Below are 15,354 nucleotides of genomic sequence, written 5' to 3'. Positions count from 1 at the left end.
TTTGCACTAAGATAAGAAAACTTCCAAGTAAACTAATCAAAAAAGTACAGAAAAATGACTTAAAAATCCTATTTTCCCCCGCATAAAGCGACAAAGTTCTGGATATAATATTTTTATTCCTATCGTATGACTTATTCCGCAAATATCTATTGGAAAAAATAATCTTACTCCTGTTAGTACAGTGCAAAAAATAAGTAATTTTACTTCATACAAGCTATAATTTTCTTGCTTTTTCCATATATAAACCGACAAAAAACCCAATAGCAAAATTGAACTACATATTGCCGATAAAATTGATGTATATGTTATTTTCATAAAATCTCTTTTTTTCTTTTTTGAACTATACGTTCTAATTCGTCAATAACCGACTCTTCATCTACTGCTCCATTCAACAAAGCTGCTGTTATTGTATTTACAAAGGACATAGGATTTCTAGAATTTTTCATACATTTTTCTATTTTTTCTTCTATTTCTTCATCCTGAGTCTTTTTCGCTTTATATCGCCTAGCAAAAACTTTTCCAGTCTGAACTGTATCAATAACCTGAACATAACCCTTATCAAGCAATTTTCTTAACACAGTATGGACTGTTGGCGTTGTCAATTCTTTTTCAGATTCTACAATTTCTGTCACCGTCATGGGTTTTTCATACTTCCACAAAACCTGCATAACATTCATTTCTCGTTCACTTAAATAATTATTCTTCATAAAATTCCCAATCTCATAATTTATAGAAACAAAGGGAGCAACTGACGCCCCCTTTGTTTTTCACTCAAGTTCCAATACTACTAACTAATATTATCATTTCCAAGATCCACATTCCATAAATCACTCTATCTTTTTTCATTAGCTCATACCATTCAGGCGTATCTAATAATCTTGGTTTTTTAATTATATAATAATAACAAAAAATCAAAATACAAAGAAAAATTCTAACAGTTCCCACCTGATCATACCAATTTCTAATTCCCATTATGGAAGCAATTCGCTCCCCACAAAGACACAGTTCCATTAATAAAGCGGCAAACGTTGCTTCTCTTCCTTGACGGAATTCATTTGATACTCTATTCTCTTTCATTGCATCTCCCTTTTTTATTACCAATACTCATACTTGGTATAACCTGGCGTCCACCCTAATACTCCATCATTATTATAGCCATATGTATAAGATATTGTAACTTTTGCATAGTTTATGCCACCCTTTTGTGCAGCTGCTAAAACTGTTTTAGCAACAAGTGCTGCCACTGCTACCCCTGCTCCTGCTCCGCCTACCTGTCTTGCGATAAAATTAGTTATTGTCGCTAAATCTTTCATTTCTTGCAAATCAATTGTATACACAATATTTACAACGGTTCCTATAGCAGCTGTTGCTGGTAATCTTCCAGTTATACTAGATGCCCTCGAAGCACCTGTAGATCCTCCACTACCACTTTTGCTTACTTCCAATAATTCTTTAACTTCCGATCTTGAAAAACCAAAATCTTCCATTAACATATCTTCCACAACAGTTTCATCCGTTACCGAAGCATATTTATCATAAATATCTCTCAATTCATGTTGATCAATCACAACCTTTGTTGCCACTTTATCTATTGAATATGGCGGCGCTTCCGCAAATGTTGGGATTACCATGGGATTACCAATGAAGTTGACATAACTATCGACAATAAAATACTCATAATTTTTTTCATAAAACCACCTCTTAACGTTATTCACATTATTAATGAGCATCCCACATTTTTGCTGCATTGGAATCCCTCCCTTCTTTAAATTTAGTAAACAAGCTTTAATTTGATTATATATTATCATCTTTGATTATATATGTCAATATTAAAAATATATTTTCATTTCAAATATACTTTCAATCTTTTCTACACAATTAAAAACTACTCTTTCGCCAGCGCCGCGAGCCCGGAAAGAATCTCCCGCGCCTTCACAAGCATCATCTCGCAGTCCGTATGTTTCTGCCGCACATCGCGGTAATAGAACGACGGCACATCACCCGTCCTGAAGGTCAGCGTGCCCTTATATTTCTCCATCAGCGCCGGAATGCCGGAGACGTCCAGATCGGCTTTCTGGTACATCTGAATCGTGATATCCTGCTTCTTTACATCGACCTCCACGACACCCGCCTGATGAGCAAGCGCTTTTAGATCGGCGATCTTTAACAGGTTCTCCACCGAACGTGGAATCTCGCCAAAGCGGTCGATCAGCTCATCCTGCATATCCATGTACTCTTCCTGGTTCTCAATACCGGAAATCCGCTTGTAAACGTCGAGTTTCTGATATTCATTGCGGATGTAGGACGGCGGAATATACGCGTCGATGTCGCAGTCCACCACCGTCTCGAAGTCCTCGGCTTCGTTCTCACCGCGCAGCGCCAGCACCGCCTCGTTTAAGAGCTTGCAGTACAGGTCATAACCGACCGCCTGCATGTGGCCATGCTGTTCCGCGCCCAGAAGATTTCCGGCGCCGCGCAGCTCCAGATCGCGCATCGCAATCTTGATACCGCTTCCCAGCTCCGTAAATTCACGGATCGCCTGCAGACGTTTTTCCGCCTCCTCACGCAGCAGCTTGTCGCGCCGGTACATGAGAAACGCATACGAAGTCCGCCCGGAACGTCCGACGCGACCGCGGATCTGGTAGAGCTGCGACAGCCCCAGCCGGTCGGCGTCGTGGATGATGATCGTGTTCGCATTCGGAATGTCCAGTCCCGTCTCAATGATGGTTGTGGACACCAGAACGTCGATATTGCCCTCGACGAAATCCAGCATAATTTTTTCCAGTTCATGTTCGTGCATCTGCCCGTGGGCGAACACGACGTTTGCCTCCGGCACCAGAGCCGCCACATGGTTTGCCACCTCGTCGATGTTGTTGACACGGTTGTAGACATAATATACCTGTCCGCCCCGCGCCAGCTCCCTGTGAATCGCCTCGCGCACCATCTCGTCGTTGTACTCCATGACGTAGGTCTGAATCGGCAGGCGGTCCACCGGCGGTTCCTCCAGGACACTCATATCCCGGATGCCAATGAGACTCATATGCAGGGTACGCGGAATCGGCGTCGCCGTCAGCGTCAGAACGTCTACATTTTCCTTTAGTTTCTTGATCTTTTCCTTATGTGCCACACCGAAGCGCTGTTCCTCATCGATGATCAGAAGCCCCAGATTTTTAAAGACAACATCCTTAGAAAGGACGCGGTGCGTTCCGATCACGACGTCCACCTGCCCTTTTTTCAGATCTTCCAGCGTTTTTTTCTGCTCGCCCGCCGTGCGGAAACGCGACAGCATATCGACCCGCACTGGGAAATCCTTCATCCTCTGCACAAAGGTATTGTAATGCTGCTGCGCCAAAATTGTGGTCGGCACCAGATAGACAACCTGCTTCCCCTCCTGAATCGCCTTAAATGCCGCCCGGAGCGCGATCTCCGTCTTGCCGTATCCAACGTCGCCGCAGATCAGTCGGTCCATGATGCGGCGGCTTTCCATGTCTTTTTTTGTCGCCTCGATCGCCTCCAGCTGATCCTCCGTCTCCTCAAACGGGAACATTTCCTCAAATTCTCTCTGCCAGACCGTATCCGGTCCATACTGGTAGCCCTCGCTCCGCTGACGCGCTGCATAAAGCTCGACGAGATCCTTTGCAATATCACGGACCGCACCGCGCACCTTGCTCTTCGTCTTATTCCATTCCATTCCGCCCAGTTTATTGAGCTTCGGCGTCCTGGCATCCGAACCGGCATATTTCTGGATTCCCTCCAGGCGTGTCGCCGGAAGGTAGAGATTACCGCCGTCGCGGTACTCAATCTTGATGTAATCCTTGACGACCTTGTCCTGCTCGATCTTCTCAATGCCCCGGTAAATGCCGAGTCCGTGGCTCTCATGCACCACATAATCGCCGATCGAAAGCTCGGAAAAGCTCTGGATTTTCTTACCCTGGTAGGAGGTCTTTTTCTTCTTTTTCCGCCCCCGTCCGCCGCCGAACATGTCTCCCTCGGTGATCACGACGAACTTAATCAGCGGATATTCAAATCCCCGATGCAGCTTTCCGTAAGTCACCAGGATTTCACCCGGTTTCACGGTGTTTTCGCCCTCATCCGGGCAGAAGGCGCTTAAATCATACTCCCGCAGATCGCCCGCCAGACGGCTCGCGCGCGTCCGCGAACCAGCCAGCAATACCACCCGGTATTTTTCCTTCTTCCAGCGCGCCAGATCGCTGATTAAAAGCTCAAATCCATTCTGGTAGGAATTGACATTTTTAACGCTCAGACTGTATTTTTTCTTAACCGTCATGCCGGAGAGCTTCTGATCCAGCCCCAGCAGTAAAAGAGTGCGCGGACGCATTGCCATCGCCAGCGTCTCCTTCGCCGAATAGAGGAAGGAAGTCTGCCCCGGAAGCAGATAGCCGCCCTCGAGACGGTGCGACATGCTCTCTCGGAACTCCGTCTCGGTCGTCTCTGCTTTTTCCTTCAAGCGCAGCGGCTCATCCAGGAAAATCGTCAGCTCATCGACTGGAAAATAGTTTAAAAATGATACCGTTTCCTTGCAGAAATACCGGATATAGCTTCCCAGCCCATGCACCCGGAAGCCCTCGCGAAGCCCCTCTAAGACCTCCGAGACAGCCGAATCCATCCGGTACGCCTCTTCCGTCTTCATGGCATCCCGGAGCTTTTTCACGTATTTCCTGCGGTCTTTCTCGATCGCCTCGGTTCCATCCTGAATCTGCTCCGGCGTCAGCGCCATCTCCGTCGCCGGATAGATCACTGCCTCATCCACCTGCTCGATCGATCGCTGGCTCTCTGGGTCGAGGTACGGATCGAATCGACCTCGTCGCCCCACAGCTCGATCCGGTACGGCACCTCCTCCGTCAGCGGGAAAATGTCAATGATACCGCCGCGCACCGAAAACTGCCCTGATCCCTCAACCTGCGCGACCTTCTCATATCCCATTTCTGCCAGGGCGTGCGTCAGCTCCCGACCTCGACCACATCTTCTGCCCCGATCGTGAGACTCCGCTCTTTCATCCACGCAAGCGGCAGCAGATGTTCCATCAGCCCGTCGATCGTCGTGACCACCACGCCGCCGGAACTCTCCAGGACCCGCCGCATGACCTGAATCCGCTGTTTCGTCAGCAGGTTTCCGTGGATATCCGACGTATAAAACAGCAGATCCCTCGCCGGGTACAGCGAAATATCCGTATCAAAGCACCGGTAATCCTCACAGATCTCCCGCGCCCTCGAATCATCGTAGGTGACAATCAGCTTCCAGGGCGTCAGATCCGAAAGCTCGGACAGCAGATGCACCTTCTGCGAATCCAGGCATCCCGTGACAAGAAGCGGTCCCTGTCCGCGCTGTAAATCCGTCTTGAGATCCTGAAACTCGATCATCTCCTCTAACGGATTTGCAAATAAATCGCTCATTGTGTCTTGACTTCCTCCTTCCTCTCCGCCTTCTGCTTCTCTAGCTTCTCCTTCTCCCCGCGCGCCGCGCCGTTAAAATGGTTCATCGCCGCCTCAACGCCCTCTGTCATCATATCCACGACTGCCGCCGCACCGTCCTTAAACGCCGTCGTCATCGTTTCGGTTTCCTCTTTCGGAAAATGTCCCAGCACATAGTCTGCCAGATCCATGCGCGCCGGCTTCTCGCCCACACCAATCCGCACGCGTGGAAATTCCTGCGTTCCCAGATGGGCGATGATATTTTTGATTCCATTGTGGCCGCCCGCGCTGCCTTTTTTGCGGATCCGGATGCCGCCCGGAACCAAGCTGATATCGTCATAAATCACGATAAACTCCGATGGATCTACCTTATAATAATCCATCACCTGACGGATGCACTCGCCGCTCAGGTTCATATACGTCTGCGGCTTTACCAGAATGACCTTATTTCCCTCGATCACGCCTTTTCCGATCAGTCCCTTAAATGCTTTCTCCCGGACATCAATGTTATACTTGTCCGCCAGCGCATCCAGCGTCATAAATCCCACATTGTGGCGGGTTCCTTCATATTCTCTTCCCGGATTTCCAAGTCCTGCAATTACATACATAATTCTATTTCTCCCTCTTTTTCTATAGTATCAAAAATACCAGATTCTTCACTCATCGTCTTTCTCAAAAAGCCAAAACAGACACGACTTTAAGCGTTAAATCCTGAAACTGCCACTTTTCAAGCTGTTTCAGGATCTAACGCACTTATTTTTCTGGATACTTTTAAAGTTACTGTTCACGGGTAAGCACTTTTGGAATCGAAAGTGCCGTAAGTTTTGGGGTCGTGTAAATAAGAAGTTACTTTTCCTTCACAACCTCAACCGCCTTCTGCAGCTGATTATCCTTCTCCTCTGGAATCACGACTTCCTGCGCCGCCTCTTCATCCAGCTCCACCTCGAGATCCGGCTCGATGCCTTTTCCATGGATATCATTTCCATTCGGCGTATAATAATGGTCGGTCGTCAGCTTAATCGCGCTTCCATCCGAAAGCGGCATCAGCGTCTGCACGATACCTTTACCGAAAGTCTTCGTTCCGACGATCGTCGCCACGCCGTAATCCTTCATCGCACCGGTAAATACCTCCGACGCGCTGGCGGAATTGCCATTTACCAGCACAACCATCGGGATCTCCAGGCTGTGTCCATCCTCAGCGTCGTATGTCTCCTCCGTGCCCTTCTTATTTGCCACGGTCAGGATCCGTCCGCCATCTTTCAGGATATAATCCGCCATCGAGACAACCGTCGTCACCTCGCCGCCCGGGTTGTTCCGCAGATCGATGATCAGGCGCTTCATGCCCTCGCCCTGCAGTTCCTCGATCTTGGATTTAAACTGATCAGCAGTCACACGGTCAAACTCCGCAACGGAAATATATCCGATCTCTTCATCCAGCATCTTGCCTGACACCGTCTGCACATCGATCGGTCGGCGGGTCAGGGTGATATCCTTGTACTCGCCGCTATTTTCACGATAAACCGTGATCGTCAGCTGGCTGCCTTCCTCGCCCTTGACGTAATTATTGACCAGAAGCGACAGATCCATGCCAATCACCTCGGTGCCGTCTACCTTATAAAGCGCATCACCCGGAAGGATGCCTGCCTCCTCGGCCGGGCTGCCCTCAAAGACGCGCACGATCGTGCTGACGCCGGTCTGGACATTCTGGGATACCAGAGCGCCGATGCCGCAGTAAGAACCATTTGTCTCATCCAGGAAGCTTGTCAGCTCGTCCGGCGTATAGTAAACCGCATACGGATCATTTAAACCACTCAAAAAGCCCTGATAAATGCCGGCTTCCTCCTCGGATGTATCAATTTTTTCCTCAAACAGGTACTTTTTATCGATAATATCCTGTATCTGCTCCAGCTTTTTCGTGACATTCTCAAAATTGACCGGCTCCTGTGCCTGCGACGGTGTTCCCTCGGTCTGTACCTGTACCTGTGTCTGGTTATCGATCACACGGCGTCCAAACATGTAAATACCCGCCGAAGCACCGACCGTGATCAGACACACCAGTGCTGTCACCAGCACACCGACCATCACACCGCGCCAGAATTTATTTTTACTGTCCATCTCTTATGCCTCCTGATTCCTGTCTATTCCTTCCGGATTTGTAACTGTTCAGTACCTTCACAGTCACGCGCAAAAATCCATCAAAAATTGCCTACGGCAATGGGATTTTTGCCTGCTGGTCCATGTTTTCGTACGGTCAGCGCAGTAAATGCGCAGACCTACTGAACAGTTACCCGGATTTCATCTTTTGCAGCCACCTGATACTTTCCGCACTACGGACTTACATAGCTCGAAGGGTTTACATAACTTCCGTTCTTGCGGACTGCAAAATGCAGATGAGAACCTGTCGAATATCCGGTCGAACCTACCTTCGCGATCGTCTGTCCGGCTTTTACCGTATCCCCTGCCGATACCAGAAGCTGGGAACAGTGCATATACACGGTTGAAAGTCCATTTCCATGGTTGACCACAACATAATTTCCAGCCGAATAACTGTAGGTTGCAATCGAAACCGTTCCTCCGGCGGCTGCCACGATGCTGCTGCCGGTCGAAGCGCTGATATCAATGCCCTTATGGTTCGAGGACGCGCCCGCCGTCGGTGATTTACGTTTTCCGTATCCAGATGTAATGCGTCCGCTTGCAGGGCACGGCCAGCGCAGCGAAGAACTTCCCGTCGAAGTGGTAGTCGTACTGCCAGTATTCCCTTTCGCGGTCGAATTATTCGTCTTTCCCGCTGCGGCGGCTTTTCTGGCAGCTTCCTCTGCCGCTTTTTTCGCCGCCTCTTCCGCTTCCTTCTTCTTAATCTCCGCCTCCATCTGCACGATCTTGGCTTCCTGCGCCTTGATATCGTCCTCATACGCTTTCGCCTGCGCTGATTTCTCGCCGATCTGCGCGTTGACGTTCTGGAGTTCTTTATTTTTCTCATTCAGGAGAAGCTGAACTGAATCCTGCTTTGCCTCCGTCTGCGTCTTCATCTCCTGCAGCTCCGTCTTCTCCGTCTCCAGCTTTTTCTTGCTGTCCGCGATGGACTCTTTCGTCGCCACATACTGGTCGAGCATCTTCCGGTCATACTCCGAAATCTTTGAAACATACTCTGCCCGGTTTAAAAGCTCTGAGAGCGAACGGGCTTCCAGAAGCAGATTTAAGTAGCTGCTGTCGCCCTTCTCATACATATATTTGATACGCATTTTCATCGAAGCATACTGCTTTTTTTCGGTTTTCTGCGCTTCTTCCAGCTTTACCGCCGTCTCATCGATGCTTTTCTGCTTGCTGGAAATATTATTTTCCAGCTTCGTGACCTGCGACTGCAGATCATTCATCTTCGTGTCCAGCTCCTTGACATAGCTCTCGGTGTTACTTTTCAGACCCTGAAGGCTTTTGATCGCCTCCTCGGTCTTCTTTTTCTCCTGTTCCAGGGTGCTTTTCTTATCCTTGGCACTGCTTACATCCTTTTTCGTCGCTGCCGCCACCGGAGTCAGCACGGTAGAAGACGCCAGCGCCGCCGTCACAAGGAACAGAGCCGCACGTATTTTTAATCCCTGTTTTTTCATGTTCTCATCCTTTTTACCGCAAATTTCCGCTGCCGCCGCATTCTCCTACAGCAGCCGCCAATGTTTCTTACACCTTTAAATGTCTGCGGATCGTAAAGAAACTTCCGACAAAACCGATTCCCACGCCCAGCGCCATCGCCACGGCTACCATGCTCGGGAAAATGGTCTGAATCGGGATAAATTCAATCAGATTCGACAAGATATCAAACCGTTCCATCATATATACAACCGCCTGGCGATACAGAAAATACGTGATCGCCAGCGGAATCAGCGCGCCAACCAGACCGATCATCACACCCTGTACAACGAACGGCGCACGGATCATGAAATTCGTCGCACCGATCAGGCGCATGATCCGGTTTTCCTCCCGTCTAAATGCAGCTGCCGTCGTGATCGTATTGCTGATAAGGAAGATAGCAACTGCCAGCAGAATAGCGATGATCACCGCCGACAAAAGTCCCAGCATCTTGTTGAAGCTCGAAAGCCCGGACGCCGTATCGCTCGAATAATTGATCTTCCGGATTCCCTGCACCGTGCCAAGCCATGCAACCATGTCATCCTGCATGTCAATGTCTTTCAGATAGATCTCGTAGGACGCCGAACCGGCTAACGGGTTGTCATCCGCAAATCCTTCTGCCAGATCCTCGACTCCCTTAAAATATTCTTTCTTAAAATTCTCCCATGCCTCCTCGGCAGAAACATACTTTACTTCCTTGACCTCATCGCGGGCGCGTATCTCATCCCCGATTTTCTGTATATCGTCCTCACTCATATCTTCATTGAAGAAAACCGTGATTCCTACTGTAGATTCTGCATTCCGCACCATATACTGTACGTTGGCAATCAAGCCAAAAAACATACAGAACAGGAAAATACATGCCGAAATAATCGCCACCGACGCCAGTGAAAACCAGATATTCCGGATGATATTGCGCATGCCCTCCTTGGTGCAGTAAATCAATGTACTAATTTTCATGCCAGATACCGCCTTTTTGATCTCCCGTCAGCACGCCGCGCGTCAGCGTGATCACACGTTTTCCCATCTCTGCTACGATCTCCCGGCTGTGCGTTACCACAAGCACCGTCGTCCCGCGCCGGTTTATCTCCTCCAGAAGCTCCATGATCTCCATAGAATTATGTACATCCAGGTTTCCCGTCGGCTCGTCCGCCAGAAGTATCTCCGGCGAGTTGATCAGCGCACGGGCAATCGCAACACGCTGCTGCTCGCCGCCCGAGAGCTGGTTCGGGTATGCTTTATATTTTGAAGAAAGCCCTACCAGTCGGAGCATTTCCGGCACATTTTTCTTAATCTCACGGGGCGATACGCCAATGACCCGCTGTGCAAACGCGACATTTTCATATACTGTTTTATCCTTCAACAGACGGAAATCCTGAAACACCATTCCCAGCCGTCTGCGGTACTTCGGGATGTAGCGCCTCGGCATCTTTTCCAGATCCATATCGTTGACGATAATCTGGCCGGAAGTCGGCTCCAGCTCCTTCAAAAGAAGCTTTAAAAGCGTCGATTTGCCGGAACCGCTTCGTCCCATGATGAAAACAAACTCGCCGTCCTGAATCTGAATATTGATTCCCTTTAAGGCTTTATTCCCCGTCTTGTACGTCTTGGTGAGATTTTTAACCTCTATCATGCGTAAATCCTCTTTTTCAATTCTCCAAATGAAATTGCTGCGGCAAAGGCAATCTTCCTCCCCGCCACAGCAATTTGGATTAATAATCCAGGTTTTCCATGTATTTCATATATTTTACAACCATTAGGGCAATCTTAAATGTGATCGCATCCTCAAACACCCGCAGATCCAATCCCGTGCTCTTCTGGAGCTTATCCAGACGGTATACCAGTGTGTTGCGGTGGATGTAAAGCTGTCGGGAAGTCTCTGATACGTTCAGGCTGTTCTCGAAGAACTTGTTGATTGTCGTAAGAGTCTCCTCATCAAACTCATCCGGCGATTTGCCATCAAAAATTTCCTTGATAAACATCCGGCACAGCGGCAGCGGCAGCTGATAGATCAGACGTCCGATTCCCAGCTTGCTGTATGCGACCACATTTTTGCTGCTGTAGAAAATCTTTCCTACATCCAGCGCCATCTTCGCCTCTTTATAAGAACGCGATACGTCCTTGATCTCGTTGACGATCGTACCGAATGCCACGCTGACACGTGTCAGGGACTCGGTATTGAGCATATCTACGATCGATGTGGCTGTCTTTTCCAGATCGTCGTAAGTCTCGCCCGGCTTCACTTCCTTGACTAGAATAATGTTCTTCTCATCCACTGCCGTGATGAAATCCTTCGTCTTGGTCGAGAACAGGCTGCGGACGGTCTCAAGCGCATTCACGTCCTTCTCATGCTGCGTCTCAATGATAAATACGATCCGCTTGACGTTCGTCTCGATGTGCAGCTTCTTCGCACGGTTATAAATGTCAACCAGAAGCAGGTTGTCAAGCAGCAGGTTCTTGATAAAATTGTCCTTGTCAAAGCGCTCCTTGTAAGCTACCAGGAGGTTTTGAACCTGAAATGCCGCCATCTTGCCGACCATGTATACGTCGTCGCTTCCGCCCTTGGCAAGAAGTATATATTCTAACTGGTGATCGTCAAACACCTTGAAAAACTGATATCCCTGTATCACCTGGCTGTCCGCCGGAGAGTCTACGAAAGCCAGAATTGCACTCTCATATTCCTCAGCGCCAGTAAATGTGGATGCCAGCACCTTGCCTTCCGTATCACAGATACAGAGATCGACACGCGTAATTCCTTTTAACCCCTCAATGTTTGTCTGGAGTATCTGGTTCGAAATCATATTCCTCTCTCCTTTTCTTTTATCCTCCGTCCAGCTGTGTTTCCGGGTCTTTCAACCTGTCATTCCCCAAACCCGTTTGTTACCCCTCCGGCAATCTGTGCCTGTGGACCATAACCGTTCCCTATCTGAATCTTGGACGGATCTTTCCCTTTATTTTAAAGCAAAGTGACGAAAAAAAAAAGAGGGCGGACGAAAAAAAGTGAATTTTTTCGTCATTTTGCCCTCACACGCCGGGATTTTCACAGACTGGAACTTGTTTTTCCGGCGAAATTTTCCAAATTTGCGATTCATTCTTATTTTGCTGCGATCGCTTCCATCTCCATCAGGACGCCCTTCGGAAGTTTAGATACCTCGACGCAGGAACGTGCCGGGCATGCGCCCTCGAAATATTTCGCATAGATTTCATTTACTTTTCCAAAATCATCCATGTTCTGGATAAATACGGTGGTCTTTACAACCTGCTCCATGGAAGCACCTGCTGCCGCCAGAAGATTCTTTACATTGTTTAAAACCTGCTCTGCCTGAGCCTCGATTCCCTCCGGGATCTCGCCGGTTGCCGGATTGACCGGAATCTGACCGGATGCAAATACCATTCCATTTACCTCGATTGCCTGGGAATACGGGCCGATCGCTGCCGGTGCATTGGTTGTGCTGATTACTTTCTTCATGTCAAATCTCTCCTTTGTCTTTTATTTTAAACGGATAGAATCTTCGTTTACTTCTACTTTTCCTTCTTTTAAAAGGTGTCCAACCGCACGCTTGAACGCGTTTTTGCTTAGATTAAATTCGCGGCGGATAATCTCCGGCTCCACGCGGTCATTGAACGGCAGAACGCCGTTTTTTTCTTTCAGACGTGCCAGCACCGCCTCTGCATCCGCATTCATCTGACGGTACGCCACCTCGCGCAGGCTCAAATCCATTTTTCCATCCTCGCGCACCTTCGTCACACGTACCTTTAAAACCTCGCCCAGACGGCATTTTCCATATAACTCACGGTTCGGAATCAGACCGAAATAGCGGTCTGCCACTGCCACGAACACGCCCAGATTTTCATTAATCTCATAGACGCGTCCCTCTGTCCACTCGTCCTTCTTGTACGGCGCATCGCTGCAAAGATACGAATATACCTTCATCGTCGCCGCCAGACGACCGCTCTTATCGATATACAGCGCTACCAGGCACTCTTCCCCGGCGCGAACCGGATATACCTGCTCTTTAAACGGGAGCAGCAGATCTTTTTCCAGCCCCATATCGAGAAAGGCGCCGATCTTCGATACATCCTTGACCTTCAAAACCGCTGTCCCGCCCAGTTCCAGCTTCGGCATCGAGGTCGTCGCAATCAGGCGGTCCTCGGAATCTTTATAAATAAATACCTTGAGCTTATCGCCCACTTTTGTGCCCTCCGGCACCTGTTTCTTCGGAAGCAGGACCGCCGCCGCGTCATCTTTCTTCTGTCCCAGATACACGCCGAAGTTTTTCTCCCGCACTACCATCAGTTCCTGTACTCTTCCCAGTTCAATCATGTCATTCGTCCTCTCTTTTCTGCCGATCTCTTTTTTTATTTAACGGTTGCATTTTTCATTCACTGGCAGACAATCCACGCCGAATCTTTCTTCGGCTGCAATGATTCAGTTTCTTCACTGCTACATACAAACTCTTTACAAACCAGTCTTTGCCAGCCACAAATTCGCATACACCTGACCTTCCGCATCCTGCAGTGATACCACGTATCCTTCCGGCACCTGCGCCAGCTTCGGATACATCACATCCCCAAGCACTGCCGCCTTCCGGTACTCCACCCGCAGTTCTCCGAGTGCAAAGTCCACAGGCAGCAATTCACGCGCAATCGCCACATACTGTGCATTGTTCACGTGCCGGTTCGTATCGAGATGATGGCGTTCCACCGTGACCGGCGCCGCCGTCTCATACGTCTCAGGCAGGCGGATTTTCTTCGGCGCTGGCGGCATTGCAAGCGGTTTATCTTCAATCTGGTAGCCCTCCAACTGGCTTTCCGGCACCCGCACCGGGCATCCTTTTTCCAGATCGTAGTAAAACCAGGTCGAATCCGCCCGCACCAGCGGGTTTCCCATCTCATCCTCGATCGTGAAATTCCGGTAGCCATAGATTCCCTTAAACCCATACGGCCAGGTCGAAATACGGATCCGCTCGCCAAAATGCGGCTGTCTGAGAATCTCTATCTGCCATCCGCTCAGCCACCACGCCCGTTTTTCCTCATTCAGATAGGAAATCCCAAGTTTCAGATCCTCCGACTGGAACGTCGAACAATCCTGAAGATAATTCATGATTCCCACTACAGAAAGATTTCCCTCTTCATCCGTCTCACTGTACCGGACCCGGCTGTCAAATGTATACATATCGCTCTCTTTTCCTTTCCGGCTTCCGGCTCCCCGCACCATCTCCGCGCATCCTCCATCTGCCGTTTCGTCCTATACTGCCTTAACATTCTGTCATGAAACTCATTATATCCGATTCGAACCACGTTGTCTACTTACAGACCCAGAATATTGCAGAATTTGCCGGACGCATGGCGCGGTTTCTGCCACAGCAGCCGCCCAAACAAAAAAAAATATCAAAAAAGCGAAAAAAGTAGTTGACGAATCTGTTTCCTTACAGTATAATACAAATCGTTCAATTCATTGGGCTATCGCCAAATGGTAAGGCAACGGACTCTGACTCCGTCATTTTCAAGGTTCGAATCCTTGTAGCCCAGCTAAAAAGCATTTGTTTGCCAAAGACGGCATGACAAGTGCTTTTTTTGTATTATGGAAACTCCCTCTGAAATGTTCCATAATACAACATTTTTCAACTCAATAAACCTCCATATGTTTGCGAGAAAACAAGAAAAGAACCCCCGCTCCGGTCATCCCTCACAGCCGGCGGCAGGGGTTCTTTTCTATTTCCAAATATTCTTAATAAATGTATAGATCAGCCAAATCAGAAGAATCGGTCCCGCCAGATGAATCAGGATGGTGAAAATACCTCCGACCAGTGCAAACAGCACAAATAAGATCGCGATAACCACCACGCTGAGAATTACCTTCCAGTACCATTTGTTCAAATCAATGTAATGGAAGTTCGGCGGCAGACCGCTGTCGTCCCGCTCCGAAAAACCGCCGTTGTAAGAGGACGCTGTGCGCCCGCTCCCGGCAGCGTCTCCCGAAGTGTACGAACCGCCCTGGCCGGTCTCCCCGGCGCCCTCGCTGCTGTCGATAATGGTTTTCGCAATCAAGCGTGGGCTGCCGATCTCCTCGATCACTTCTTCCTCCCTGCGCCCTTTCGCCGCCTCCTGGCTGATATACTGATCGTAATAGCTTATGTTGCTCTGGATGACTGAAGCCGAAACCTCGCCGTCCAGCGCCTCCCGAAGCTCCTGTAAAAACTCTGTCTTTCTCATCTTGTCTCCTTATTCCTCAAACCGTCCCGTTTCTCCCGTTTCACCTAGCCGAAAGAAACAAGCTTCCAGTTCCCGTCCCTTTCAA

General features: G+C 48.9%; 14 protein-coding genes, 1 tRNA gene and 1 pseudogene. 1 reads left to right on the top strand and 15 read right to left on the bottom strand.

Annotated features, from left to right (window positions below):
* Positions 1-36 precede the first annotated feature (36 nt).
* From DWZ16_RS15355 to DWZ16_RS09615, 14 genes and pseudogenes are all read right to left on the bottom strand, one after another.
* Positions 37-315, bottom strand: a complete 279-nt coding sequence (locus DWZ16_RS15355; RefSeq protein ID WP_147353412.1) for a hypothetical protein — start codon at positions 313-315, stop codon at positions 37-39.
* Complete coding sequence (locus tag DWZ16_RS09675; protein WP_107001486.1) at positions 312-707, bottom strand: BlaI/MecI/CopY family transcriptional regulator; 396 nt, start codon at positions 705-707, stop codon at positions 312-314. Before DWZ16_RS09675 ends, DWZ16_RS15355 begins: the two co-directional genes overlap by 4 nt.
* Positions 708-771: 64 nt before the next feature.
* Entirely contained in the window at positions 772-1,077 is a 306-nt protein-coding gene (locus tag DWZ16_RS09670; RefSeq protein ID WP_107001485.1) for a hypothetical protein, read from the bottom strand.
* 17 nt (positions 1,078-1,094) lie between these two features.
* Entirely contained in the window at positions 1,095-1,748 is a 654-nt protein-coding gene (locus tag DWZ16_RS09665) for a hypothetical protein (protein WP_118469424.1), read from the bottom strand.
* Positions 1,749-1,885: 137 nt separating this feature from the next.
* Positions 1,886-5,414, bottom strand: a pseudogene (gene mfd / locus DWZ16_RS09660) (transcription-repair coupling factor).
* Positions 5,411-6,040, bottom strand: a complete 630-nt coding sequence (pth, locus tag DWZ16_RS09655) for an aminoacyl-tRNA hydrolase (protein ID WP_118469422.1) — start codon at positions 6,038-6,040, stop codon at positions 5,411-5,413. The pseudogene mfd and the gene pth overlap by 4 nt, the downstream one beginning before the upstream one ends.
* Before the next feature lie 238 nt (positions 6,041-6,278).
* Complete coding sequence (locus DWZ16_RS09650; RefSeq protein ID WP_118522680.1) at positions 6,279-7,547, bottom strand: S41 family peptidase; 1,269 nt, start codon at positions 7,545-7,547, stop codon at positions 6,279-6,281.
* 212 nt (positions 7,548-7,759) lie between these two features.
* Positions 7,760-9,037 carry a murein hydrolase activator EnvC family protein gene (locus tag DWZ16_RS09645; protein WP_118522679.1) on the bottom strand — a complete coding sequence of 426 codons (1,278 nt, stop codon included), beginning with the start codon at positions 9,035-9,037 and terminating at the stop codon, positions 7,760-7,762.
* A 67-nt stretch (positions 9,038-9,104) separates the two neighbouring features.
* Positions 9,105-10,013, bottom strand: coding sequence for a permease-like cell division protein FtsX (gene ftsX, locus DWZ16_RS09640; protein WP_022359886.1), 909 nt, complete (start codon positions 10,011-10,013; stop codon positions 9,105-9,107).
* Complete coding sequence (gene ftsE, locus DWZ16_RS09635; protein WP_022359885.1) at positions 10,003-10,686, bottom strand: cell division ATP-binding protein FtsE; 684 nt, start codon at positions 10,684-10,686, stop codon at positions 10,003-10,005. The genes ftsX and ftsE overlap by 11 nt, the downstream gene beginning before the upstream one ends.
* 79 nt (positions 10,687-10,765) lie before the next feature.
* On the bottom strand, positions 10,766-11,854 hold the full coding sequence (locus DWZ16_RS09630) for a PucR family transcriptional regulator (protein ID WP_107001479.1): 1,089 nt from the start codon (positions 11,852-11,854) through the stop codon (positions 10,766-10,768).
* Between the two features lie 293 nt (positions 11,855-12,147).
* Positions 12,148-12,522, bottom strand: a complete 375-nt coding sequence (locus DWZ16_RS09625) for a RidA family protein (protein WP_022359883.1) — start codon at positions 12,520-12,522, stop codon at positions 12,148-12,150.
* Positions 12,523-12,543: 21 nt separating this feature from the next.
* Positions 12,544-13,377, bottom strand: coding sequence for a S1 RNA-binding domain-containing protein (locus DWZ16_RS09620; protein WP_022359882.1), 834 nt, complete (start codon positions 13,375-13,377; stop codon positions 12,544-12,546).
* Positions 13,378-13,512: 135 nt separating this feature from the next.
* Positions 13,513-14,229 (bottom strand): acyl-[acyl-carrier-protein] thioesterase, encoded by a 717-nt coding sequence (locus tag DWZ16_RS09615; protein WP_118522683.1) that lies wholly within the window; start codon positions 14,227-14,229, stop codon positions 13,513-13,515.
* Positions 14,230-14,512: 283 nt separating this feature from the next.
* Here DWZ16_RS09615 and DWZ16_RS09610 point away from each other — a divergent pair.
* A tRNA-Gln gene (locus DWZ16_RS09610) sits at positions 14,513-14,585 on the top strand.
* 183 nt (positions 14,586-14,768) lie between these two features.
* On the opposite strand, the gene DWZ16_RS09605 is transcribed toward DWZ16_RS09610, so the two are convergent.
* The gene (locus DWZ16_RS09605) at positions 14,769-15,269 is read right to left on the bottom strand and encodes an HAAS signaling domain-containing protein (protein ID WP_118522678.1); all 501 of its coding nucleotides are present in this window, start codon (positions 15,267-15,269) and stop codon (positions 14,769-14,771) included.
* Positions 15,270-15,354 lie beyond the last annotated feature (85 nt).

Origin of the sequence: Clostridium sp. AF29-8BH (assembly GCF_003478145.1) — a bacterium.
GTDB classification, from domain to species: Bacteria; Bacillota; Clostridia; order Lachnospirales; family Lachnospiraceae; genus Otoolea; species Otoolea fessa.
This window is presented reverse-complemented; position numbering and strand designations above follow the sequence as displayed.

Excerpts from the sequence above, each read along its gene's own strand:
- pth (WP_118469422.1), bottom strand. The coding sequence starts at position 6,040 with ATGTATGTAATTGCAGGACTTGGAAATCCGGGAAGAGAATATGAAGGA.
- ftsX (WP_022359886.1), bottom strand. The coding sequence starts at position 10,013 with ATGAAAATTAGTACATTGATTTACTGCACCAAGGAGGGCATGCGCAAT.
- DWZ16_RS09675 (WP_107001486.1), bottom strand. The coding sequence starts at position 707 with ATGAAGAATAATTATTTAAGTGAACGAGAAATGAATGTTATGCAGGTT.
- ftsE (WP_022359885.1), bottom strand. The coding sequence starts at position 10,686 with ATGATAGAGGTTAAAAATCTCACCAAGACGTACAAGACGGGGAATAAA.
- DWZ16_RS09620 (WP_022359882.1), bottom strand. The coding sequence starts at position 13,377 with ATGATTGAACTGGGAAGAGTACAGGAACTGATGGTAGTGCGGGAGAAA.
- DWZ16_RS09615 (WP_118522683.1), bottom strand. The coding sequence starts at position 14,229 with ATGTATACATTTGACAGCCGGGTCCGGTACAGTGAGACGGATGAAGAG.
- DWZ16_RS09665 (WP_118469424.1), bottom strand. The coding sequence starts at position 1,748 with ATGCAGCAAAAATGTGGGATGCTCATTAATAATGTGAATAACGTTAAG.
- DWZ16_RS09645 (WP_118522679.1), bottom strand. The coding sequence starts at position 9,037 with ATGAAAAAACAGGGATTAAAAATACGTGCGGCTCTGTTCCTTGTGACG.
- DWZ16_RS09670 (WP_107001485.1), bottom strand. The coding sequence starts at position 1,077 with ATGAAAGAGAATAGAGTATCAAATGAATTCCGTCAAGGAAGAGAAGCA.
- DWZ16_RS09605 (WP_118522678.1), bottom strand. The coding sequence starts at position 15,269 with ATGAGAAAGACAGAGTTTTTACAGGAGCTTCGGGAGGCGCTGGACGGC.
- DWZ16_RS09625 (WP_022359883.1), bottom strand. The coding sequence starts at position 12,522 with ATGAAGAAAGTAATCAGCACAACCAATGCACCGGCAGCGATCGGCCCG.
- DWZ16_RS09650 (WP_118522680.1), bottom strand. The coding sequence starts at position 7,547 with ATGGACAGTAAAAATAAATTCTGGCGCGGTGTGATGGTCGGTGTGCTG.
- DWZ16_RS15355 (WP_147353412.1), bottom strand. The coding sequence starts at position 315 with ATGAAAATAACATATACATCAATTTTATCGGCAATATGTAGTTCAATT.
- DWZ16_RS09630 (WP_107001479.1), bottom strand. The coding sequence starts at position 11,854 with ATGATTTCGAACCAGATACTCCAGACAAACATTGAGGGGTTAAAAGGA.